The following is a 24538-nucleotide window of genomic DNA, read 5'->3' on the forward strand; positions in this document are numbered from 1 at the left end:
TTCGTTAACCCAAGCATCGGAAAATAAGCACGGGATCGTGTATGGGATCGATCCAAAGCCGCATCCCGCCATAGGCGACGGGCGAGGTCGGACCGGATTTGAGATTTTCGAGCGCGGTCACGGGCTTCAAGTCGCCATGGCCTGGCCGCACTTGCACATCACCGAGCGGGAGCCAGAATTCCCGGAAACCACCCGTTAACGCGATGACGGTCACGACTACGTTTGTCTGATCGGCAGAATGTTTGACGTAGGCTATGACCGAGTTGTCCTCCACGGGCAGAAACCGGATCGCGGAGGTCTGTTGCAGTGCCGGGTTTTCGCGCCGGATACGATTGATCTGGGCGATATAAGGCTTGATGTTTCCGGGCTTGTCCCAATCGCGGGATTTCAATTCGTATTTTTCGGAATTGAGATACTCCTCGCGGCCGGGTATCGGCTCATGCTCGAGAAGTTCAAAACCGTTATAGATGCCGTAGTTGCTTGATAACGTTGCAGCCAGCGCAAGCCGCGTCTTGAACGTCCATGGCTCGCCGCGCTGAAGGTGGAACGGCAGGATGTCGGGCGTGCTAACAAAGAAATTAGGACGATAAAATTCGCGCTCGGGGTAGCCCGCGAGCTCGTTCACATATTGCTCGATCTCCCATCTTTCCGTGCGCCACGTGAAGTACGTGTAAGACTGCGTGAAGCCGAGCTTGGCAAGCCCCTTCATGACTTTGGGTCTGGTGAATGCCTCCGAAAGGAAAAGCACGTCAGGATCGCGCGCTTGTACCTCCTTGATCAGCCATTCCCAAAAGCGAAACGGCTTCGTGTGTGGGTTGTCGACACGAAAGATTTTGACGCCTTGCGAGACCCAGAACAGGACGACATCGCGCAACGCTCGGTATAACCCCTCAGCATCGTCCGACTCGAAATCAACATTCACGATGTCTTCGTATTTCTTTGGGGGGTTCTCCGCGTATTTCATCGAGCCGTCTGGACGGCGTTTGAACCATTCCGGATGCTGCTTGAGCCAGGGGTGATCCGGTGAACATTGAATAGCGAAGTCGAGCGCGACCTCCATGCCGGCGGCAGCGCATGCCGCAACAAACCGCCGAAATTCATCCAGGGTTCCAAGCTGAGGATGGATGGCATCATGTCCACCCTCATGTGAGCCAATCGCGTAAAAGCTGCCCGGATCACCGTCGACCGCCCTGAGAGCATTGTTGCCTCCCTTGCGGTTCGTGCGTCCAATCGGGTGGATGGGCGTCAAATACACGACATCGAAGCCCATGGCCTGGATGTCGGGAAGACGATCAATGCAATCGTTCCACGTGCCGTGCTGTCCCGGGTGAGGACTCTGGCTGCGCGGCACCATCTCGTACCAGGAGCTGTAGCGAGCCTGGGGCCGATCCACCATGAGTGTAAGCGGCTTCGATCGGGTGAGATCCGTACGCTCTTGCCCTTCAGCCATCGCCTTTTTGAGGTCATCGGAGAGCAGGACCTCGCACTTGCCCGACTGTAAGAAGGTTTCGCATGCACGTGCAATCTTCGCTGTAGCTTCCTGACCGCCGCTCACGGCGCGGGTAAGCAGGGAAGCTCCCTCCATGGCGTCAAGCTCGGTCGCCACATTGGCTTTGCGTTTTTGCTCAAAGCCATGTCGCCACGTCGCGAATTCGTCAGTCCACGCCTCAATCGCGTAGCTGCAGAGGCCGGTCTTCTCAGGCACGAAGGATCCCACCCAGCGGTCATTGCCGTGGTGAATCATGGCGGTCCGCTGCCAATCGGATTCGGGCTCGCGGCGCCATATCAAGTCGGCGGCAACGACATCGTGGCCGTGGCGATAGATATCTGCCCAGACCTCGACGGCCTCGCCCACGATCCGTTTGACCGCAAAGCGGCCACAGTCAATTGAGGGGAAGATCTCCTCGATATGAAAAGCCTGTTTTACAGGAGCGCTCATGGCATGATGGGGACGCGGCAGCACAGAGACTTATGTACGAATGCCGGATGTGCCGGATTGGTTCCTGAGTGCTGCCGGCGCCTCGGGAAGGAACTGTTTGGGCATCACGCGGTTAGACTTTCTGGACCATTTATCTTGGTCTTCGGCGACGCATTGAGCTACCAAGAGGTACTCGAATATTTCGAGCTGCCGCTACGAATCAGTGCTTATCTTCTTGCCACCACTCGTTCGAAACGGACTGGTTGCTAAACGTGCCGCGGCCAAGAGTGCGCGGCGGCGCGCATTATCATGAGCCCGAAAACGGAGCCAATCGGCAACATGAAATAAGACCCGGATGACGCGCAGGCATAGTATCGACGAACAAGCCGACAATGAAACGCATCTTCATCCCAAATCGTCGAAGTCTTCCGGCGCAAGCTTGAGGGCGGCCGCAAGCACATTATCCTCTAGGTGATCAATGGATCGAGTGCCGGGGATTGGCAGCATAACAGGTGATTTGGCGAGCAGCCACGCAAGGGATAAGGCTGCGTGCGTGAGACCGCGACGCGAGGCGACTTGCTTTATCTTGAGTGCCCTTAGGCCGCGTTTGCCGCCCAGAGGATACCACGGCAGAAAAGCAATTCTAAGACGCTCGCACGCGGCGAGTACGTCTTCGCTGGTTCGGTTTCGCAGATTGTACATGTTCTGAACCGACACGATTGGCGTGATGGAGCGCGCCACTTCGAGCTGCGCAACCGTGACGTTCGAAATGCCAATATGGCGAATTTTGCCTGAGCGCTGTAAATCAAGCAATGCTCCAACCGACTCTATAAATGGCATATTGGGATCAGGCGCATGGAATTGATACAAATCGATGCGCTCTAGCCGCAAGCGCTGTAAGCTACCTTCAACCGCGCGTCGTAAATGGTCGGGGCGACCGTCTGGGACCCAAGATCGGCGATTTGGTCGCACCAAGCCACCTTTCGTGGCAATGACCAAACCCGGGAGGGTAAGGATACAGCGCCTGTGTCCGATTATCGAGCTGGACCAGAAGTGGCTCGGACCTCATTAAAGCAACGCGATTGACCCATCTGCGACATTGGGCAGCACTCCAGAAAGTGCACGATCTCACTTGATCGGCGGAATGGTTCGCCCAGGCGGCGATGTCCTGAGCCTACGCGCTTATGTTCAACTGCCGCAGCACGTCATCGATGAGTTGCTTCACGTCCTGATGGCCACCGTTGTTGAAGGTGATGCGCGTGCCTTGTCCGTCGGGCAGTGGTGTGGCGGTCACGATCCTATCCGTGTTGATGACGATGGGCTGATCGTCCGGTTGCGTGAACTGCACGAATGCCATGAAGGATCGATCCTGCCTGTTGGGCGCGCGAGCCGCGCGCGGCGCCCCGAAACCTGCGACGCGCGGGCGTCAAGGTCAAGCCTGTGTACCGAAAACGTAAAGGCGAGGCTTCAAATGGCTCGCGGCGTTGTGCCCGCTCCACCCGACGCGCCGCCTCGCTTCCCGGTGAGGGCAGCACTCATCTGCGCGGTTGCGGAATGACCGCTGTTGGCGCAATGCGGTCGCTCGGCACTTCAACTAGTCGGTGGATCGGTTCGGCGCAGCGTCGTTACCCAGATGACACGTGCTACCTGCTGCGTCGGGTTGTCGAACATATGTGGCACGATGCTCGGGAAGCGGAAACTATCGCCGGCCTCCAGGATATGGGCCTCGTGGTCGAGCCACAGACGCAGGCTGCCCGACAGTATGTAGCCCGCCTTTTCACCGGTGTGCTGGAAGAAGTCGGTGCCCGACGAGCCGCCAGGATTGAGCGTGAGTTCGTAGAGTTCGAGTTCGCCCTTCTCGGCCGGGGTGAGCGCTTCCTTGACGACGCCGCTGGCGGTGAGCCGAAGAAGCCGCCGATCGTTCTTCCGCACGATGTAGCGCTGGGGTTCGCCCGCGTCGCTTGCTCCGAAGAAATAGGAGATCGGCACGTCGAGAGCGATGCTGAGCAGACGCAACGTGCGCACGGACGGCATAGCGAGCGCGCGTTCGAGCTGGCTGATCATACCGGTGGACAGGCCCGTACGCTTGGCGACGTCCTGGATCGAGAAGCCGGCGCGCTGGCGCAGAAGCCGTACGGTCTCACCGAGACGCCGCTGGTCGACCGCGTCATCGCTTTCGATCGTTGGGGCGTTCTTCGGAACGGTCACGCTGCCGCGGCTACCCATGTCGCTCTCCCGTGCATCGTCTCGTAGCCTAACCGTTTCGCACCCACCACCGAACGGCGATCAATTCTATTGAACAATCGGATCATACCATCAATGGCATTGACTCGTTTATTTAGCTGTGATGAAATTTGGATGCAAATAATTAGACCTACTGAAGCTCAGTTAACCTTTGCGTTGCCGGGTTTTCGAGATCGGGGCGCGGGGAATCGGTGCCGCGCGCGAAAACGGAGACGGTCATGGCGGACGAAACGGGCAAATTCGACGTTCCGGCGTTAGACAACCTGACCCCGGGCATACCGAGCCGCCGCCAGTTCATGCTGCTCGGGGCCAGCGCTGCGGCGGGACTGACCGTTCCAGCTTCCGCGTTTGCTCAGACGGAACGTCCGACCAATCCGCCCGACAAGCCACGCGGGCAGGTGATCGCGGCGCTGTCGCAGGAGCCGACCGTCTTTCATCCCCTGATGCCCGGCATAGAGGTCGATCAGGGTGTCTGGTGGCAGATCTTCTCGCCGCTTTGGTTCATCGACCCTGATGGTAACTTCGTTCCTGACCTCGCCCGCGAGGTCCCGACCATCCAGAATGGCGGGCTGTCGGCCGACGGGCTGACCTGGAAGATCAAGCTGCGCAGTAACGCGAAGTGGCATGACGGTACAGCGTTTACGGCGGACGACGTGAAGTTCTCCCTCGAGCTGATCAACAACCCCGATTTCCGCGTGCGCAACCGCGTCGGCCACAGCCTGGTCAAGGACATCAAGGTCGTTAGCCTCGACGAAATTCATTGGCGCATGGAGGCGCCGTATTCGCCCTACATGTCTATCCTGTCGCTTACCTTCATGGTGCCGAAGCACATCCTGGAGAAGGTAACTGAACCGAACAGTTCGCCGTTCCACAACGCGCCGGTCGGGACCGGACCGTTCCGCTGGGGCGAGCGGGTGCCTGGCGACCACATTCTGTTGAATGCCCATACCGGCTACCACGGCAAAGGACCTTATCTGGAGCGCGTGGTCTTCAAATACATCCCGGATCTGACCGTCCTTTACACCCAGTTCCGAACCGGTCAGGTCGACTATACGGGTCTGCAAGGCATCCTGCCGAATTTTGTGCAGGAGGCGAAAACACTGCGCGGTCGGAAAATCTTCGTGTCCTCGACGGCCTCGGTGGAGCATGTCGCGCCGAACCTGGAATTCGGTCCATTTGCCGACCGCACGGTGCGCGAGGCGCTTTATCTCGCGATCAACAAGAAGGCGATCATCGATGCGCTCAACTACGGTCTGCCGACGCAGACCGAGAGCTTCGTGCCGCAGCAGGCCTGGTCGTTCCAGCAGGGACTGCCGCAGCACAGCTATGATCCTGCGAAGGCAAATGGTCTGCTCGATGCGGCGGGATGGGTCCGCGGCGCCGGCGGCGTCCGCGAGAAGGGTGGCGTAAAGCTCGAATTCACCAATTCGACCACGACCGGCAATGCCGTCCGCGAGCAGACGCAGCAACTGCTGATTCAGGATTGGCGCGCGATCGGCGCCGCGATGCGTGTGAACAACATGCCGGCTGCGGTTATTTGGGGCGACTTCTGGCAGCAGTCGAAGTTCAACTCGGTCCTGGTGTCGGTGAACTTCTTGCTGGGCAGCGATCCGGACGTGACGCCACGCTTCGGCTCCGGTGCCATTCCTGCCAAGGGTGGACGTGGCTTCAACACCTATCAGTACCAGAGCCCGGAAGTTGACCGGCTGCTCGCCGAGGGCGCCAAGCAGTTCGATCTTGCGCAGCGCAAGGTGCTCTACGGCGACCTTCAGAAGCTCGTCCGCAACGACCTCGCCATGCTGCCGCTGTTCCAGGGCTTCATCGCGGAAGGCGTCAAGGACGGCTTGCTGGGCTTCCGGCACAATATCAACACCTCGTCCAACTGTTGGAACATCCGCGAATGGTACTGGGCCTGACCCGTCCGGCCAGGAGGGCTGCCTGAGATGGCCCGTTACGTCGCCAATCGCCTGATGCAGGCGATGCTGCTGCTGGTGATCGTCTCTGCGCTCGGCTTCGCGATCCTCCATCTGGCGCCTGGCGGCCCGCTCTCGCAATTCGCGGTCTCGTCGCAAATGTCGCAGGAAGACCTCGTTCGCGTCACCAGGCAGCTGGGCCTCGATCGTCCGCTTCCGATCCAATATCTCGACTGGTTCGGCCGCATGCTCCGAGGTGACTGGGGTCGCTCTTATCGGGACGGAGAGGCCGTATTGTCCGTCATCGGCTCTCATCTCGGCGCCACGCTCGAACTGATGACGACCGCGACCGTCATCGCGGTTCTGCTCGGCTGCTGGATCGGCGTGCTTGGCGCCGTGCGCCGCTATTCATTGTTCGATTCGTTGGCAACTGTCGGCGCCATGATCGCGCTCTCCATTCCGACTTTCTGGTTCGGACTCGTCACGATCTATCTCTTTTCGGTCAACCTCGGCTGGTTGCCGTCCGGCAACCGGCAGACGATCGGTGACGGCTCACTGCTCGATCTTCTGCATCATCTGATCGCACCAGCCATGGTGCTGGCACTTGTCGAGACTGCCATCTGGGGACGCTTCATGCGCTCCTCCATGCTCGAGGTCATCAACCAGGATTACATCCGCACGGCGCGCGCCAAGGGGATGCCGGAGTGGCGCATCCTGACGGTGCATGCTTTGCGCAACGCCCTGCTGCCGATGATCACTGTTGCGGGCCTTCAGTTTCCTACACTGCTCGGAGGCGCGCTGGTCACCGAGACCGTGTTCACCTGGCCCGGCATGGGCCGGTTGTTCCTCGATTCCATCGGTTATCGCGATTATCCAGTGGTGATGGGCATCCTGATGTTTTCGGCCATGATGGTGCTGATCGGTTCGCTTCTCGCCGACATCCTTTATGCCGTCGTCGATCCTCGGATCCGGGTGGGATAGGCGATGAGTACCGCGGCCTTGCAGACCGTCCAACTTGCTCCCGCTCAAGCCGCCTGGCAGCGCTTCCGCCGTCACCGGCTCGCTTTGGCGGGTGCTGTGACGATCGTCGTCCTTGTCCTGGGCGCGGCGTTCGGCCCTTATCTTTTGCCATTCGACGACACCTTTATCGATATCATGAAGCGGTTCGCTCCGCCGTTGTCGGGCGCTCACATACTTGGCACCGACGAGCTCGGCCGCGACGTGCTGGCACGGTTGATGATGGGAGGGCGCGTGTCGCTCTCCATCGGCATCGTCGCCATGACCATCGCCATGGCGGTCGGCATCCTCGTCGGCGCTTTCGCGGGCTTCTACGGCGGCATCCTTGGCGCGGTGCTGATGCGGCTTGTCGATGCCGTGTTGTGCTTCCCGGCGATCTTTCTGCTGCTGGCGCTCGCGGCGCTCACCGAGCCGGGCCTGACAACCACCACCTTGCTGATCGCTGCCACTGCGTGGATGAGCGTCGCCCGCGTTGTGGAAGCGCAGGTCCGTTCGCTTCGCGAGCGCGAGTTCGCGATCGCCGCCGTCGCCTTCGGTTCGTCGAATCTGCGGATCATGTTCCGTGAACTCGTGCCCAATGCGATGGCGCCTATCGTAGTTGCGGCCACGCTCAACGTCGCCAAGGCGATCCTGCTCGAATCCTATGTCAGCTACCTCGGCTTCGGCATTCAACCGCCGGCCGCGAGCTGGGGCAACATGCTCAACAATGCCCAAATCTACCTGACCAGTGCGCCTTGGCTCGCGATTGCGCCGGGCATTGCCATCACGCTTGCCGTGACCAGCTTCAACTTTCTCGGCGACGGACTGCGCGACGCGCTCGATCCGCGCATGAACATCCCATGAAGCGCCAACGGGCTTCGGTCAACTTTATCGTCAGGAGAGTCTCATGTCCCCGCCACTCAGCCGTATAACAAGCGACGAGCGCTTGCCGGCGCAAGCCGATGTTGTCGTCATCGGCGGTGGGGTCATCGGCGTCTCTGCGGCCTATCATCTGGCGAAGAAAGGACACTCCGTCGCGCTGATCGAGAAGGGGCATGTCGGCGCGGAGCAGTCGAGCCGCAACTGGGGCTGGTGCCGCCAGCAGGGCCGCGCGCGCGCCGAGATCCCGCTTGCCCGCGAGGCGCTGCGGCTGTGGGAGGACATGCAGAACGACGCCGGCGTCGATGCCGGCTTTCGGCGTACCGGCGTCTTGTTCCTGACCAAGAACCCGGAGGAGCTGGCCGCATGGGAGAAATGGGCCGAGATCGCGCGCGAGCAACAGGTTCATTCGACGGTCTTGTCGCCCGCCGAGGTCGCCGAGCGCATGCCCGGCAATGCCGATACCTGGGTCGGCGGTTTGCACACGCCGAGTGACGGGCGCGCCGAGCCTTCCATGGCCGTGCCAGCGCTCGCGGCCGCCGCGCGCAAGCACGGCGTGACCATTCATCAAGGCTGCGCCGCGCGCGGACTCGAGACCCAGGGCGGACAGGTGAGTGCGGTCGTCACCGAGAAGGGGACCATCCGCGCGCAGTCCGTGCTGCTTGCGGGAGGTGCGTGGTCGTCGCTGTTCTGCCGGCGCCACGGCATCGAGCTGCCGATCGGCCTCGTCAACGCAACCGCATGCCGCACCACACCGGCGCCGGAAATCACGATGGGCGCTCTCGGCACCGACTTCTATTGCATCCGCCGCCGCCTCGATGGCGGCTTCACGCTCGCGCTGCGAAACCGTGGCACGGTGGAATTGTCGCCGGATCTGTTTCGCTATGCCCGGAGCTTCTGGCCGACCTACAAGCACCGCCGGAAGGGGCTGAAACTGTCGTTCGGAAAGTCGTTTTTCGATCAGATCATGCGAGGCACGAACTGGAGCCTCGATAAGCCTTCGCCGTTCGAGGCTGAGCGCGTGCGCGATCCCGCGCCGGACATGTCGCTGGTCAATTCGGCGCTCGTCGCGCTGATCGAGTCAAATCCCGAGTTGAAGGGCATCGAAGTCGCGGAGGCCTGGGGAGGCACCATCGACACCACGCCCGACACCATTCCGGTGATTTCTTCCGTCGATACCCTGCCGGGCTTTTTTCTCGCGACCGGCTTCAGCGGTCATGGATTCGGCATTGGGCCGGCGGCCGGCAAGCTCGCCGCCGACATCGTGACGGGTGATGCACCGCTGGTCGACCCGGCGGCGTACAGCCATTTGCGCCTGATCGACGGCCGGCCACTTGCGCCGGTCACCCTGTTCTAGCGGTGTTGGATCGGGGCAGCTCGCATGACATTCCTCTACAAGGCAAACGCGACCCGCGGCATGGAATGGGCTCGCTTTTTTGCGGCGCGGGCCCCCGACCTGCCGTTCCGGCTTTGGCCCGATATCGGCGACCCCGCGCAGGTACGCTACCTGGCGGTGTGGACGCCGCCGGAGAACATCGCAGTGACCTTCCGCAATCTCGAGCTCGTCTTCTCGGTCGGAGCAGGTGTCGATCAATTCGATTTCTCGCAGCTCCCGCCCCACGTTCCGCTGATCCGTATGCTGGAGCCTGGCATCGCGGAGAGCATGGTTGAATATGTCACCATGGCCGTGCTCGCGCTGCACCGTGATCTCCTGCACTTCATCGCCCAGCAGCGGGAGCAGACCTGGCGCGAGATCCGAATCACGCAAGCCGCGAAACGGCGCGTTGGCGTCATGGGCCTCGGCTTGCTCGGACAGGCGGTGCTTGAGCGGCTCAAAGCATTCGGCTTCCCGCTTGCGGGTTGGAACCGTTCGCCGCGCACCATTCAGGATGTCAGCTGTTACGGGGGCAGGCAGGCATTGCCGGAGTTCCTCGCGCAGACCGACATCCTTGTCTGCTTGCTGCCGCTGACCGATGAGACTCGCGGCATCCTGAATTCAAGTCTGTTCGAGGTACTGCCGCGTGGTGCTCAACTCGTCAATGTCGGCCGGGGCGGGCACCTGGTCGAGGCCGACCTGATCGAGGCACTGGAGCGCGGCCTGTTGTCAGCCGCCGTTCTCGATGTCGCCGAACAGGAGCCGTTGCCTGCAGGTCATCCGTTCTGGAGCCATCCGCGCATCCTCCTCACGCCACATATCGCAAGCATGACGACGCCGGAAACGGCGGTCGAATTCGTACTCGACACCATCGGTCGGCACCGCCGCGGCGAAACCTTGCCGGGTCGTGTCGATCGTGAACGCGGCTACTGAAACCGTGCTTTGAAAGCTTCAGGATGAGTATTGGCCCAAGCGTACCTGACCAACTCGCCACCGGCGCGAAGCCGCCCCGGGCAGCGAGTTCGTTCGGAGAAGCGCCAACCTCGGTCCTGTCGATCTCGGGTCTGACCACGTCGTTCATGCGCGAGGGGCAATGGATCCCCGTCGTCCGCAACGTGTCGTTCGACGTTGCCGCAAAGGAGACGGTGGCGATCGTCGGTGAGTCAGGCTCGGGCAAGAGCGTGACCGCTCTCTCCATCATGCGGCTCATTCCGCAAGAGAGCGGCCGCATTCAGGGCAGCATCAAGCTCGCGGGCCGCGACCCTCCTGACGCTGCCCGACCGGACGATGGAAGATGTGCGTGGCAACGAAGTGGCCATGATCTTCCAGGAGCCGATGACCAGCCTCAACCCGGTGCTGACCATCGGCTTCCAGATCGCCGAGGCGCTGATCTACCATCGGGGCATGTCGCGCGCAGCGGCCGAGGCTGAGACCATTCGACTGCTCGAGAGAGTCCGCATCCCGGCGGCGAAGTCGCGTTTCCACGAACATCCTCATCGCTTCTCCGGCGGCATGCGCCAGCGTGTGATGATCGCCATGGCGCTGGCCTGCAGGCCGAAGCTGCTCATCGCCGACGAGCCGACGACCGCGCTCGACGTCACGATCCAGGCGCAGGTCCTGGAGCTCCTCAAGGTTCTGCAGGAGGAAGAGGATATGTCGATCCTCTTCATCACACACGACATGGGAGTCGTTGCCGAGATCGCGGACCGAACCGTGGTCATGTATGACGGACAGGCGGTCGAAACCGACAGCACCGCACGGATATTCGCCGCGCCTTCGCATCCCTATACTCGTGCGCTTCTCTCAGCCGTGCCGCGTCTCGGCTCCATGGAGGGGCGGGCGCGGCCGGTGCGATTTCCGATTGTCGACAAGGTGACAGGAAAGTCGGACGAACCGACGGAGACGCCCGATACGGTCGCCACCGCCGAACGACCGGTGCTCGACGTCACTAACCTGACCACGCGCTTTGCGATCCGTTCCGGCCTGTTCGGCAAGGTCTCGGGCCGCGTCCATGCGGTGGAGAACATATCTTTCAGCCTGCACGCCGGGGAAACGTTGGCGCTGGTCGGCGAATCGGGTTGCGGCAAGTCGACAACAGGCCGATCCATTCTCAAGCTGATCAAGCCGGACAGCGGCGCCATTCTGGTCGATGGCGCGGATGTTCTCGGTATGGGTACTCGTGCCCTGCGCGAGTTGCGCAAGCGCATGCAGATCGTCTTCCAGGATCCGTTCGCGAGCCTCAATCCGCGCATGTCGGTCGGCTCGGCGATCGCCGCGCCGCTCTATGCCCACGGGCTCGCTTCCTCTTCGCAAGCGCGCGACAAGGTTGCCGATCTGCTGGTTCGTGTCGGGCTGACGGCAGACATGGCGTCGCGCTTTCCGCACGAGTTCTCCGGCGGTCAACGCCAGCGCATCTGCATCGCCCGCGCGCTTGCGCTCGGGCCCAAGCTGATCATTGCCGACGAGGCGGTCTCGGCTCTCGACGTCTCGGTCAAGGCACAGGTGGTCAATCTGATGCTCGACCTTCAGGCGAGCATGGGCCTTGCCTATCTCTTCATCTCCCATGACATCGCGGTCGTCGAGCGGATGAGCCATCGCGTCGCAGTGATGTATCTCGGCGAAATTGTCGAGATCGGTCCCCGCGCGGCGGTCTTTGGCAATCCGCAGCATCCCTATACCAAGAAGCTCATGGCGGCTGTACCGATCCCCGATCCTGCGCGCCGCGCCGAGAAGCGCGGCGTATCGAACGACGAAATCATGAGTCCCGTGCGCGCCCCCGATTACCAACCGCCGGTCCGCCAGTACCGCGAGGTCACGCCCGGCCACGTCGTGCAGCTCTGGGGCGAAGAATGGCCAGGTTGCTGATCAGCAGGATGTCATCGTGATCGTCGACAACGCGGGCAGCGGGGGCTGACGCCGCGGTCAGGCGGTCGATGTCTCGAGAGCGTGTTGACTTTGTTCGGCGAGTGGAACTGGCGCGGCCGATCTCTAATGAGAGCTTTTGGCGCAAAGCGGACGGACGCCAATGCGTTTACGTAAGCTAAGTGCCAACAAGCGATATCGTGTGGCTTTCGGCATTCGCTTCAAAGCCAATTATTTCGGCCATTCGGAATTTGGTGTTGAAACATCGCGCGTCGGGTCAGCTGGAAGCCAAGCTGCCGGTTGATGTTGTAGTGTCCCCGGCGGGTGTCCTCAGTTGTTGGCTTCCGGCCTCAGTCAGGTACGCCCCTATAATCTTAGGTACGCTCTGCGCGCCCGGTGTCAGGGCGCCCGCACCTTGATGCCGCCGAGGGCGTTAGCGGCTTTGGCGAAATTCATATCAAAGCTGATAAATGCATCACAGCCTTCCGCCTTGGCGAGATGCAGGCCATCCGCAAAGTCCATGCCCTGCCGCATCCAGCCCAACGCCTTCGCCGCGGCGGTAGCATCTTCCAGACTCGCGCGCGGCAGCCCCGCGAAATCGGAGAGGGCCTTGGCGCACTGGGCAGCGGAAAATCCATAGACGCTCCGCAGCACCCACTCGGTCTCTAGCAGGACTGTGGTGCAGACGAAGACGTCATTGTTGTCGATCAGCCTGCGCGCCCGGGCAGCCTGTCCGGGATCGTCGCCCACGAGATAGCGGACGATGAGATTAGTATCGATTGCGAGCATGCCGCCGTTTCGCCTCGGCGGCGATCCCTGCCTCCATATCCGCGGTCGACTTTGCCGGCCCCTTGTAGGGTAGGGAGCCGAATACGTCTTTCGGCCGGGTGGGCGCAAAGGCGGGTTTCGCTTTCAGCAATACGCCCTCGGGGGTATCCTCCACCATCAGTTCCGTTCCGGCAGGCCAGTGGCGCTGTTCCCGGATCGCCTTGGGCAATATCACCTGGCCCTTGGTCGAGACGGTGGTGGTCAGTTTCTGCTTGGCGGACATGGCGGCTTCATCCGGTAAGACAAAAGTAAGATAGTGTGGCTTGGGCCGAATGGCAAGGTCTATCTATGTCGGGACCTCGATGTGCAATGCAGGCGGTGTTCGACCCACCCACTGATCGACCTCTCGGCGGTCAATGGGCGACCGGACACGCCGATCTGGAAGCTGGAGGCATCGCTGCGACCGGTACTGCACGGAAGCGGCACCCAGTTGCCGGTGGAAGCCGGCGGCGAACATCGTCAGGGTGCGCCGAGAGAAGACGCTCGCCGTGGCCTGGCTGGGTTCGAGGGCTAGAGCTCGATTTGCTCGGCAATTTGTAGAGCATCGTCTACCTCGATCCCGAGATAACGGACGGTGCTCTCCAGTTTAGTATGGCCGAGCAGCACCTGGATGACGCGGACGTCGATGTTCTGCTCGAGCAGGTGGGTGGCAAAGCTGTGCCGCAAGGTGTGCAGCGAGACGCGCTTGTGGATCTCCGCCATTTGGGCCGCGGCGTGGCAGGCGCGATTGAGTTGGCGCGTGGTCATCGGCTGGGCCGGATCGCGGCCGGGGAACAGCCAGCCCTGCGGACGCGCCGCCTTCCACCAGTTCCGCAGCAGATCGAGCAGGCTTGGCGACAGCATGACATTCCGGTCCTTGCCGCCCTTGCCCTGTTCGACGCGGATGATCATGCGCTTGCTGTCGATGTCGCAGACCTTGAGCGAGACGACTTCGGTGGCGCGCAGGCCGGCGCCATAGGCCACGCTCAGCGCCGCCTTGTACTTCAGCCCCGGCGCGGCATCGAGCAGCCTTGCCACCTCCTCGACGCTGAGCACCACCGGCAGCTTGCGCGGCTCGTGAATGACATGGGTATGCTCGACGCTCTCGTGGCGCCTGAGCGTGACCCGGAAGAAGAACCGCAGGGTCGAGACGGTCTGATTGAGCGTCGGCACGCCAACGCCGCTCGCTGCCAGATGCAGCTGGTAGCGGCGCACGTCCTCGAAGGTCGCCGTATCGGGCGATCGCCCGAGAAATACAGCGAAGTTTTTGATCCTTTGCACGTGGTCATGTTGGGTCTTCGGCGCTAACTTGCGGATCGTCATGTCTTCGATCATGCGTCGGCGCAACGGGCTCATCGCCTCGTCGATCATTGGGAGCTCCTGCCTTGAGTGAGGTTGTCGAAACCCCTCAATCTCAAGGCAGGACGCCCTATTGCGCTATCGTCTGGGCTCCGCTGCCAGCCGTCGTTCCCTACCGCGCGAGCGGTTTAGTCGTGTGCTGGGCATGCTCAGTAGCTTGGAGGTGAAAGTCCTCTACCCAACCTGATGGAGGTGAAGGGTTAGCGACAACGCAAGGGCTATCGTCGCGAGGCGAGGTCTGAAGGAAGCGTACAGCAAACGTGCGAGTCGATGGACAAACATCGGGTACAAGGCGCGAGCGTCGGACGAGCGGGCGACTTACCGCGAAGTCCATATCCATCAAGGATGCGAAGCGTAGACCCGGCGACGGTGCACGGAAGGCGACTGAGCTTACCCCAGGAGATCTGCTCTGTGTCGTTTCGACGACTGAGAGCGCCGTGAGGCGGTCTGATCGCAGGGCAGAAGTCAGCAGAGGGCGTATTAGGCCATGCTGTCGGCAAGGCTAGTGAGGCACTCCGTCGCCGAAAGGTGGAGTCAACAGATAGGCCGAACCGGAAACGATGGCTGAAGGCCCGAACGAGAGGAGAGGCAAGTAGGACATGAATCTCGAAAGCGACAAGCGGCTGAACATCCAGTTGAGATTGGACTTCTCATCGGCGTCGACGGGTGAAGCCCGGCAGGCGGGATGGGAAGACATCGAATCGCTTTCGGTGGTGAATGAGCCCGAACGCCCAGCCAACACGTATCGAATCATGGAGGAAGTATGTGAGCGAGCAAACCTGAAGGAAGCATTGCGGCAGGTGAAGAGCAACAAAGGTAGTGCGGGCGTCGACAGGATGACTGTCGACCAATTCGGCGATTATCTGAAGCAGCACTGGCCGGCTATTCGGGAGAAACTGCTGATCGGGACCTACGAACCGAAACCGGTGAGGCGGGTGGACATCCCGAAGCCGGATGGAGGAGGGGTGCGAAAGCTTGGCATCCCTACCGTGCTGGACCGCTTTGTCCAGCAAGCGGTGATGCAGGTGCTGCAAAAGCGGTGGAACCCTACGTTCTCCCAACACAGCTATGGGTTCCGACCGCGCCGATCGGCACATCACGCCGTGGCTCAAGCGCAGCAATATATCGCTGCAGGCTACAGCTGGGTGATTGATCTCGATTTGGAAAAGTTCTTCGATTGAGTCAATCATGACAAACTGATGGGCCAGATCGCCAAACGCGTCGAGGACAAGCGGTTGCTGAAGCTCATCCGGGCATTCCTCAATGCCGGGGTGATGGAGAACGGACTGGTCAGCCCGAGCGTGGAAGGGACTCCGCAAGGAGGACCGCTTTCGCCACTGCTCAGTAACCTCGTGCTCGACGAACTCGACCGCGAGCTGGAGTACCGGGGACACCGCTTCGTTCGTTATGCGGACGACTGCAACATCTACGTTTGCAGCGAACGCGCGGGTCAGCGGGTGATGGAAAGCATCACGCGCTTCATCACACGAAAGCTCAAGCTCAAGGTAAACGAGGCAAAGAGTGCGGTGGCACGACCGCAGGAACGGAAGTTCCTCGGGTTCAGCTTCTCGGCTGGTCCGGAGATCAAGCGTACGATCGCGCCGAAATCTCTGGAACGGTTCAAGCGGCGAATCCGGGAGATCACGCGAAGGGCCAAGGGCGTCAGCATCAAGACGACAATGGAAGAGTTGGCCACGTATATGCGGGGCTGGCGCGGCTATTTCGGCTTCTGCGAAACGCCCGAGGTACTGATCGCTCTCACTCGCTGGGTCCGGTTGCGACTGCGGGCCGCTCTATGGCGTCAGTGGAAAACACCACGGCGTTGCCGAGCGGCACTCATCGCGCTGGGAGTCGCGGGGGAGTTGCGCAATACGGCCGGCAGCGGCCGTGGCACCTGGCATCTCGCCCGGAGTAAAGCCCTCTCTATCGGGCTCTCCAATGCCTACTTCAAATCGCTCGGTCTCCCGACCTTGATCGAAGCGCGTTAGCGTAACTTCTCGAACCGCCGTATACGGAGCCGTACGTACGGTGGTGTGGGAGGGGTGGAGCCGCGAGGCTTCCCCCTATCCCGATCTGTGGCACAAAGCCGGTATGCCCGCCGGCGCTGCCGATGTCCGCTTTCGGGAGCAGCTCTGACTGATCGACACCAGGCGGCGGCAGCTGTGGGTTTTGCCCTGCACCTCGCGCGCGAAAATTTCCTTGGGTACCGTCGCGAATTTCTGCCAGCGCGAGGATTGATTTTGAGAAATGTCCACATCGGAAAGCCCTGTGCCCATCGAGGCGTTTTTTGGCCGCCCGTCGCGTTTGGCAGCGGTCTGTTCGCAGCCGATGCAACCCGGGCAGCGGCGTTTGGTGCTTTATATATCAAACACTCGACTAATCCGTAAAAACGATCACGCATGTTCACCGCCGTTCCGCTTCCAGGTCACATCCACATCGTTCCCGAGGAGCGTTGCGCCAGGCAATTCTTGCATGCCCTTGGCTGCGGTACAGGGGGCTGGATTGAGCCAACGCGGTTTTCTCGCCGGAGCGCGCACACAAGAGAGCTCCTCTGGTTTGCGATGTTATGAAAACTGAACCGTTTGGAAAGCCAGCAGTTTGGATGCACCAATTTTGGTGGTAGCTGTTGGCGCCGCTGTCAGAACCGATCCTTGACGCGGTTGTAAGCCGGATACGTTGTTTTAGCGTTCGGGCGGTTCAGGCCCGTGGCTAGGGAGCAATCCCTATCCCGATCCCGATCCCGATAATCGCCAGCGATATGGCGATCACCAGCACGTCAATCGTCAGCCATGTGGGTAGCGTTTCGCAGGTTGGGTCATAGCGTGTGCCCTCCGCGCCTACGTTATGTACCGGATGACGCAAATGGCTATGAACGAGTTCACATGCCTTGGCGACGCGCCTCAAAGGTGCCGTACAGGCTTTCGAGCGACCGTGCTGACAGACGCTCTTCGCAGGGCAGGGCTGCCGGAAAAACAGTAGCAGCTACTGCATTTGTCTGGACTCGTCGGCTTCTGGCACAATGAGACATGGCCGCCTATCCAGAGAATGTCCGTTCACCGGGGTAGACCGGAAGTCGCCGTGGTCCGGCCGAACCGAGACGAATGACCCAACTGAGACATTGGCGCGGCGCTTCTGTCCCGCGTTTTGCGTTTAGGACCACGGCGGCTCTTCGCTCGCCCCGGCTGCCTCGTGGTGGATCGTGACACCCGCCGAACGCAACCCGGTCAGCAATACAGTTCTTACAGAGGCAGGATCAAATCCAATATCCTTGGCGTTTGGTGGATGTGCCTCGCTGTCCTTCAATCGGAGCGCCAAGTGCAATTGCTCGCAAAGGTGCTGAACGACGAGATTGACCTGATCGTCAGTCATGATCGGCTTCTCCTGACCATCTTGCTACCGAACTAGGTAGCACACATGAAAATTGGGCGGTACGCGATTGGACCGCCCCAGGGATCAACCTCACGCGATTGCCCATGGGCGGGCCCCCGATCGTCCGTCAATCGGAGCAGACCGGAAGCGACTAGCGGCGACTAGAACGACGCTTTTGACCAAAAGCGACATGCCCCGTTTGAGCACAAAAAGCACGGCGCTAAGGCCAGGATGCGCTCCAAAGCGACATAGACTAGTCGCTCTGCGACAGCGCCAGCTTTTTGCATCTGGTAGTTCTTCCTCGCCGGAACAATGAGCGGGCAGCTTCGGACGTGCATGACATTATGACTCGTTTTTCTTCGCTATATTCATCAGCCATGAAACTTGTTTTTCTCTATGGCGCGTGCCTTCATTGCCGGATCGCGGTATGTTTTTTGGATTATGCTTCATGACGAGCACGTCGGCGAACGCAGGACCTCTACCCGATCGCGTCGAAAAGGCCGCGCAGGAACGGATTGCGGCGGGCGCCTACCCGACGCTGGTGTTCGGCGTCGTGGATGGTGACAAGAGCGAGGTTGTGGCCTTCGGCAAGCTCCATGATGGCAAGGCGCCCGATGGCGAGACGGTTTATGAAATTGGTTCGATAACAAAGACCTTCACAGCCACACTCTTGGCACAGGCAGTACTCTCAGGACGCTTGATGCTCGACACGCCGGTGGCGCAACTTCTGGCGGACTTCAAAATCCCGTCCGGCGGTGACAACGAAATTACGCTCGGCGATCTTGCCACGCATCACTCCGGCTTGCCGCGGATGCCGTCGAACTTCACGCCCAAGGACCCAGCCAATCCCTATGCCGACTACGATGAGGCGAAGCTGAAGGTGTTTCTTGCGGGATACCAACTGCCGCGCGATCCTGGGGCCTCCTACGAATACTCCAATCTGGGGTTCGGGCTCCTGGGCCACGCGCTTGCGCAATTTGTGCCCACGACCTATGGCACCCTAACCAACGACGAAATTCTGAAGCCGCTCGGCATGACGATGAGCGGTACGGCGTTCACCGACGCAATGCGCGCCCATCTCGCTCCCGGTCACGACGACACAGGCAAAGCGGCGAAGAACTGGGACCTCGACGCATTAGCAGGCGCGGGCGCCCTCCGATCCACGGCTAATGACATGCTGCGCTATCTGAAGGCCAACATGGGCATCGGTCAGTCGCCATTGGCCGCCGCGATGAACTTCGCGCAACGGCCGCGCAGCGACATGGCAAAAACTATACGCGTCGGCCTGGCCTGGGTGACGACCGATAAAGGGATCGTCTGGCACAACGGCGGGACTGGTGGGTACAGAAGCTTTCTCGGTTTCACAGCTAATCGGGAACGAGGCGTTATCATCCTCACTAACACGTCCGCGGACCCTGATGATCTGGGTTTCGCCACGCTCGACGCGAATGCGCCGCTTGCGCCTGCAAATAAGGCGACTGTTCTGCCCAGTGCTTCGCTTGATGAATATGTGGGAATCTACAAGCTTGCCGACAATTTCCCGCTGAAGGTGTTCCGGATGAACGACAGGCTTTATACCCAGGCGATCGGACAAGATGCGATCCCCATTTTCCCGTCCGCGCCCAACGAGTTTTTCGCCAGGGTCGCTGGAATCAGCATGACGTTTAAGCGTAATCCTGAGGGCGCGGTGGATGGACTTGTACTACACCAGAATGGCGACCACGCCGCGCCGAAACGGATGGAGACGAAAGAAGCCGAACGTCACAGCATCTCGGACCTAGCCTCGGGACTATTGAGCGAAGTACGGCTCCTGAATGACAACTACACTCCGATGGAGTTCGTGGCTTACGTATTGGAGTGGGTATTTGGTAAGGACCGCGAGACCGCCACTCGGATCATGCTTGAGATCCATAATGAGGGTGTCGGTGCGTGCGGTATCTATCCCCACCACGTCGCTGACGCGAAGGTGACAGAAGTACTTGACCTGGCATGCCAGCATAAGCATCCACTGCAATGCGTGCGCGAGCGAATCACGTCCGCCTGTTAGTTTTCGCAAGCTCCGATATAGGCTGCTACACTGCCAGCGGCTTGGTTCTACGACGGTAAGCATCACTTCTGCTGTTGGCACTTTTCGGGCCTGATAGGCCCGGCTGAATAATGTTTGTTCTTGAGGATAGAGCGGACTGCCGAGTTGCGTGCCCAGACCTCCGAATTTGACCCAAAGCCGTCCTGCGCCGCATGTTGCGCTTGCGATCACCATTCGCACCTGCAGTGGGTGCGATCGCCATTTCCCCACTGCCGTCTTGTCTGGCCGAAGATGCGGTATTCGGACTTCCCTTTACTGATGTGGCCGCCGAATCGTGGCGCCTTCCTTTCCTGCGATACAAGCCTCGGGGCTAACGGGGCCCTTCTCGGCTGACATGTCGATCGACTGCACCCAGCGGCTTGCAATGATCACGATGGCGCAGACCGCATAAGAGCACACCCCCAGCGCATAGGTCTTGGCGATGCCGAACTGGATCGACAAGGCCATGCCCAGCACCGACGCCAGCATCGACGTAATTCCGCTGGTGCTCCAGAAGAACGGCAGCAGTTCACGATGACGGCGCCAGACACCGAGACCGAGCGGAAACATCATCCCCATGCAGAATGCAGGAGGAGCCAGCAGCAGAACCGACACCAGAATACGCATGTCGGTTGATAGCGCCCGCGCCCAGGTGGTGGCCAGGGGCGTCAGCAACCCTCCCAGCACGAGCGTGGTGAGGAGGGCGGCAATCCTGAAGACGGTGACGCGCGATCGGGAGGAAGTATCCGCACCGACCGTGGCGCTGCCAATCCCGCTAAAGAGAAGAATTGTGAATAGCACGACGCTCAGCCCGTAAACGGGATGTCCGAGAAAGACCATCAGGCGCTGCATCTGCGATATCTCGATTAGCATGAAGCCCATCCCGATCGCGCTGAAATAGGCCACGGGTGGCGTCAGTGTCGCCATTGGCATCCGCGTCGCAAGACGGAGGAGGGGCAGCACGATGTAATATCCGCAAGCACAAAGCGCTACGATGATGAGCAAGCCGGTGATGCCGATCGCGACATTGTTGCTCATGATGTCCCAACTATGGATGCTCACGAAATCGCTGAAGCGCGACGTATAGAAGAAGAACGGATTGTCGTCCGTCGAAGCAGCGATGTTTTCCGGCAGCGAATCGAAGAAAGCCTGATCTGCCTTGTCGGACAGCAATGTCGAGGTGACGGCATCGAAGGTGAAGTCCGGCCCCAACAATATCTTGAAGCCCTGCGCCTGAAGTCTCTCGCGCGCGCCTTGCCATTCTGCGTCGCTGAACGCGTCAGGCCGGGTAATCACCGTCACGATGTTGCCGACGTTGACCGCGACGACGTGATGCCGCAGTTCTCCGGCCGAAACTCCCTCGCGCTGCAGCGCGCTCGCGGCAATCGCGATCAGCCTGTATAGCTCGCCACGGTGCTTCTCGGGACCGTACCAGCGTGATACCGACAACAGCCCGCCAGGCTTGAGCGCCCGGTAAAAATCATCCCACGCCTCCACGGTATAGAGACGATTTTCGGTGAGCGTCAGGCCACCGGCCACCGTCGCCGCCCAGGTGTCGATGAGCGAAATCTGCACCAGGTCGTACCGCTCGGACGAGTGGTTGATGTAGCTTCGCGCTTCGGCATTGACCAAGGATACGCCGGGCTGGCGATCGAGATGGCCGGAGAAATCGGCGAATTTTTCGGTGAGCACTTCGAAGATCGCCGGGTTGATCTCAATTGCGCGAAGCCGGCTGGCGCCGAAGAGCAGGCCGGAAAGGATGTCGCGACCGCCGCCGACGCCAACGACAGCGACGTCGGCCGCCGGCTGCACGAGGTAGGCTGCATTGATGACATCATCCTTCAGGTAGGCGAGCTTTCCGATGTCGCCATCATACCTGGTGATGACCGTGCCTGCATCGGCATCGATGTCGAGGTGGTGTTGGTCGACCCGGGTATCAGGAGTGCGGACCAGACCCCAGCCAATCGGGACCTTCTCGGCCAATTCGCGCACCCTTACCCGCGAATAGGTATTCCAGCGTTCGAACAGCGTGCCGGTCTGCTCAGCGCCCTTGGCCCAGAACACACCGAGATGGCTTCGACCGGTCAGGTCAAGGCCGGAGTGCACGGTGGCTGCGACGGCCAGCGTTAGCGCGACAGCCCCGCTCAAACGCACACTACGGACGTCATCGCTGGTTCGCACGACGATCCAGCCAACGCCGGCAGCAGAGGCTCCGATCCATAGCGTGGCGCTTACGGGGTCAATCACCAGCAGAATGAAGATCACCCCGAGACATCCAACTGCGGCGCCCAGGAGATCGGCCGCATAGAGCCACCCGCCGCGATAGGGCAAGCGCGTGAGCAACAGCGTGATGCAAACCCCGCCTTCCGTGAACGGAGCCACGAAGGCGATGGTCGCCAGGGCCAGAGCGAGAGGCACATCTGCAGATACGACGAGCGGCACGCACAGGAAGACGATCATTGCGCCAACGCTGCTGAGTGCGAACCATGACGCGTGGCGGGCGAATTCGATTCCGACCCGTTCGGCGGCATAACGGGCAGGCTTGCCGTAGACCTGCATCGCTCCGCGGGTGAGCCCCAGCATGGCAAGTGAAATGGCCGCGAATGCGAAATGATAATGGAGCATAACGCTGAAGAAGCGCGTTATCAGGATCTGGTAAGAAAGCGTCGCAAACGCCAGCACAAAGATTGCCAGATAATAGCGACCGGGAATCTTGGATATGGATTGCAATACGCTGCCCTCTTGGTGGAGCCCTGATGGGGCTCTATTGGGTGCGCTTTGACCACTCGCGCTTCACGCGATCGCCGGATAACTTCCTACTAACTCGTTGATACGCCCGCACAGACTAAGTTCATATTCAGGCTCCGATTGTAGCGGGCGGCTACCCGGGCCTGCAGGAGTGGGTTCCACCGTCAGACGCAACACCATCTGTCACATGAGCATTATACCGTCAGAGGAGCTCGAGCGCATCAAGCAAACCATGCGAGATTGGTGGGTCGTGGATCTGTGATTGCCGCTTCGACTTCCTTATAAGCATATCTGCGCGACTCTCGGTCAGCCACACGGATATTTCGGCCGGCTTATGGCACGTTTGACGTGCCGACGTACCCTGCGAATGCCCGCAGATCGGGGTGGTCCGGAAGTGGCTGGCCGACCGTCAAAACGACGCGATTGACCCGAAGCGAACATTCGATCTGAAAAATCTATGGTGGACACGCAGTGTGAAACTGGGGTCGCTGTTCAAGCATGTGATCGCGAGTATTTGTAGCGATCAACCAATCCAAATTCTACGAGCAAACAAAGCGGTGTTCATGAACAAGGACGCGTCGAAGAGCCCTATCACTCCTGCCAACAGCCACTTTGCTCGCAATCCTAAGCCAGCCAACGTCACAAACAGGGGAAATGAAACGAGATTAAATCGACTCATTGAGACGAAGCCTGCTGGCCCGCTGAGTGTTAGATATGGCAGCAACAGGACAGCCATGGCGAACAGCGTCCAGCTTGCGCGCAGTCGAGACGAGCCCAAAACAATCAGGATAATGAACAATAGTGTAAACCAGCTCGCTTGTCCCCAAGGATTCCAATGAGTATCATTCGTGTGAACGGCTCAAGCTTTAGTGCCGCAATCAATCTTGTCGCTAGCGTCGTTCCTTGATGGAAAGCCGCCTGCCCATCCGCAAAAGCAAACGGAGTTCCGAAAGCGCTCCAGAGGTAGATCATGAATAGCCAGATGCCCGACGTCGCAAGAAGGACGCATGGCAGGAGGGCAAGAAGGAACTTTGTCTGATCGCGATGGGTCCACATCTCCCAAAGAAGGACAGGCAATAGGACAATGCCCGTCGATCGAGTAGAGACTGCCAAGCCTGCAAGCAGTGCTGCCGACAAGTAGTATTTTCGTTTCAAAACAAGAAAAAACGAGACGATTAGCAGCAGTGCCAAGGGCTCGGTATACCCGGCCGATAGCAAGACCGAAGCGGGAAAAAAGCTGAGCAGCGCGGTTGTGGCGAGAGCCAGTTGATCACTAAATTCCTCGCGAACCAGCTTGAAAAGGGCGACGATTGCGAGCAATCCCGCGACGTTCGATACCAACAGCAATGCATCCGCAGGCGTGAGACCGCTAATCGTCGCCAGGCCCCGTGCGAGCATCGGATACAGCGGGTAAAATACGATGTTCTGTTGAACAGTCGGATCGCCGTTATACTGATAGCCACCTGTGACGATCTTGAAATACCATTCCGAATCCCATTGCAGCAATTGGTGGTACCAGAGCGGTCCCGCAGACCAGACATCGGGCCCGGAGGACAAATATTTTTGAGAGAATACCAGTCCGAGTGCGACCACCACCACCCGCGAACAAAGAAATATGAGGATGGCCATGCAATAGGGAAGCCAAGAAGGATCTTTTCCAAGTCGGATAGCGCATCTCCATTCCATACTGTCGCTCGGTAAGAGCCCAAGATCAATTGCCCCCGGGGGTATCGGCCTCGACCAGGCAAGTCGGCGCACGCGATGAGATAGCTGTCACATAAACGATATAAAGGACGCTGTCGCTTGTACCACTGCCGGCAACGATCTAGGCATGTCGACGAAAAGTCGCCGGCTATCGATCGGGCGGGCCAGACGAGCATTGGTACGGGTATTGGCCGATAAAAGCAGCGCTATGCAGGCAATTGCATCATATGTCGCTAAGGCAAGCGGAGCCCGTTCAGTTTCTTGCCCGAGTGATGGTCGCGTCGCAGTGTTTCTACGTC

General features: G+C 60.1%; 17 protein-coding genes and 3 pseudogenes. 10 read left to right on the forward strand and 10 right to left on the reverse strand.

The features are described 5' to 3' along the window. Positions 1–4: 4 nt before the first annotated feature. The 4 genes from V1294_RS13010 to V1294_RS13025 form a co-directional block, all read right to left on the reverse strand. Positions 5–1939, reverse strand: a complete 1935-nt coding sequence (locus tag V1294_RS13010; protein WP_334497553.1) for an alpha-1,4-glucan--maltose-1-phosphate maltosyltransferase — start codon at positions 1937–1939, stop codon at positions 5–7. A 384-nt stretch (positions 1940–2323) separates the two neighbouring features. Then, entirely contained in the window at positions 2324–2917 is a 594-nt protein-coding gene (locus V1294_RS13015; RefSeq protein WP_334497555.1) for an aldo/keto reductase, read from the reverse strand. A gap of 175 nt (positions 2918–3092) precedes the next feature. After that, positions 3093–3275 carry a hypothetical protein gene (locus V1294_RS13020; protein WP_334497557.1) on the reverse strand — a complete coding sequence of 61 codons (183 nt, stop codon included), beginning with the start codon at positions 3273–3275 and terminating at the stop codon, positions 3093–3095. A gap of 233 nt (positions 3276–3508) precedes the next feature. Then, positions 3509–4144, reverse strand: coding sequence for a helix-turn-helix domain-containing protein (locus tag V1294_RS13025; RefSeq protein ID WP_334497559.1), 636 nt, complete (start codon positions 4142–4144; stop codon positions 3509–3511). 236 nt (positions 4145–4380) lie between these two features. Here V1294_RS13025 and V1294_RS13030 point away from each other — a divergent pair, with 236 nt between their 5' ends. From V1294_RS13030 to V1294_RS13055, 6 genes and pseudogenes are all read left to right on the forward strand, one after another. Beyond that, a complete protein-coding gene (locus tag V1294_RS13030) occupies positions 4381–6078 on the forward strand; it encodes a peptide ABC transporter substrate-binding protein (protein ID WP_334497561.1) in 1698 nt (565 codons plus the stop codon). A 27-nt stretch (positions 6079–6105) separates the two neighbouring features. Further along, positions 6106–7056, forward strand: a complete 951-nt coding sequence (locus V1294_RS13035) for an ABC transporter permease (protein WP_247836554.1) — start codon at positions 6106–6108, stop codon at positions 7054–7056. A gap of 3 nt (positions 7057–7059) precedes the next feature. Then, positions 7060–7935 carry an ABC transporter permease gene (locus V1294_RS13040; RefSeq protein WP_247836555.1) on the forward strand — a complete coding sequence of 292 codons (876 nt, stop codon included), beginning with the start codon at positions 7060–7062 and terminating at the stop codon, positions 7933–7935. Between the two features lie 43 nt (positions 7936–7978). After that, the gene (locus V1294_RS13045; protein WP_334497566.1) at positions 7979–9307 is read left to right on the forward strand and encodes an NAD(P)/FAD-dependent oxidoreductase; all 1329 of its coding nucleotides are present in this window, start codon (positions 7979–7981) and stop codon (positions 9305–9307) included. Positions 9308–9331: 24 nt separating this feature from the next. Continuing rightward, positions 9332–10258, forward strand: a complete 927-nt coding sequence (locus V1294_RS13050) for a 2-hydroxyacid dehydrogenase (RefSeq protein ID WP_334497568.1) — start codon at positions 9332–9334, stop codon at positions 10256–10258. A 23-nt stretch (positions 10259–10281) separates the two neighbouring features. Further along, positions 10282–12190: pseudogene (locus V1294_RS13055) on the forward strand (ABC transporter ATP-binding protein). A 396-nt stretch (positions 12191–12586) separates the two neighbouring features. Here V1294_RS13055 and V1294_RS13060 read toward each other — a convergent pair. From V1294_RS13060 to V1294_RS13070, 3 genes are all read right to left on the reverse strand, one after another. After that, positions 12587–12976: a type II toxin-antitoxin system VapC family toxin gene (locus V1294_RS13060; RefSeq protein ID WP_334497570.1), complete on the reverse strand. Its 390-nt coding sequence runs from the start codon at positions 12974–12976 to the stop codon at positions 12587–12589. Next, entirely contained in the window at positions 12957–13238 is a 282-nt protein-coding gene (locus V1294_RS13065; protein ID WP_334497572.1) for an AbrB/MazE/SpoVT family DNA-binding domain-containing protein, read from the reverse strand. Before V1294_RS13065 ends, V1294_RS13060 begins: the two co-directional genes overlap by 20 nt. 287 nt (positions 13239–13525) lie before the next feature. Further along, complete coding sequence (locus V1294_RS13070) at positions 13526–14365, reverse strand: tyrosine-type recombinase/integrase (protein WP_334497574.1); 840 nt, start codon at positions 14363–14365, stop codon at positions 13526–13528. A gap of 824 nt (positions 14366–15189) precedes the next feature. On the opposite strand from V1294_RS13070, the pseudogene ltrA reads away from it, so the two are divergent. Further along, positions 15190–15858, forward strand: a pseudogene (gene ltrA / locus V1294_RS13075) (group II intron reverse transcriptase/maturase); the annotation flags it as partial. Positions 15859–15879: 21 nt separating this feature from the next. After that, the gene (locus V1294_RS13080) at positions 15880–16341 is read left to right on the forward strand and encodes a group II intron maturase-specific domain-containing protein (protein ID WP_334504623.1); all 462 of its coding nucleotides are present in this window, start codon (positions 15880–15882) and stop codon (positions 16339–16341) included. A gap of 1162 nt (positions 16342–17503) precedes the next feature. Here V1294_RS13080 and V1294_RS13085 read toward each other — a convergent pair. Then, complete coding sequence (locus V1294_RS13085; RefSeq protein WP_138836405.1) at positions 17504–17722, reverse strand: hypothetical protein; 219 nt, start codon at positions 17720–17722, stop codon at positions 17504–17506. Between the two features lie 448 nt (positions 17723–18170). Here V1294_RS13085 and V1294_RS13090 point away from each other — a divergent pair. Beyond that, positions 18171–19418, forward strand: a pseudogene (locus V1294_RS13090) (serine hydrolase); the annotation flags it as partial. A 42-nt stretch (positions 19419–19460) separates the two neighbouring features. Beyond that, complete coding sequence (locus V1294_RS13095) at positions 19461–19769, forward strand: ATP-dependent Clp protease adaptor ClpS (protein ID WP_442895441.1); 309 nt, start codon at positions 19461–19463, stop codon at positions 19767–19769. Positions 19770–20060: 291 nt separating this feature from the next. On the opposite strand, the gene V1294_RS13100 is transcribed toward V1294_RS13095, so the two are convergent. Both V1294_RS13100 and V1294_RS13105 read right to left on the reverse strand, forming a co-directional pair. Continuing rightward, positions 20061–22517 (reverse strand): hypothetical protein, encoded by a 2457-nt coding sequence (locus V1294_RS13100; RefSeq protein ID WP_334497581.1) that lies wholly within the window; start codon positions 22515–22517, stop codon positions 20061–20063. A gap of 801 nt (positions 22518–23318) precedes the next feature. Further along, a complete protein-coding gene (locus V1294_RS13105; RefSeq protein WP_334497583.1) occupies positions 23319–24164 on the reverse strand; it encodes a mannosyltransferase family protein in 846 nt (281 codons plus the stop codon). Positions 24165–24538 lie beyond the last annotated feature (374 nt).

Source organism: Bradyrhizobium sp. AZCC 1678, from assembly GCF_036924765.1.
GTDB classification, from domain to species: Bacteria; Pseudomonadota; Alphaproteobacteria; order Rhizobiales; family Xanthobacteraceae; genus Bradyrhizobium; species Bradyrhizobium algeriense.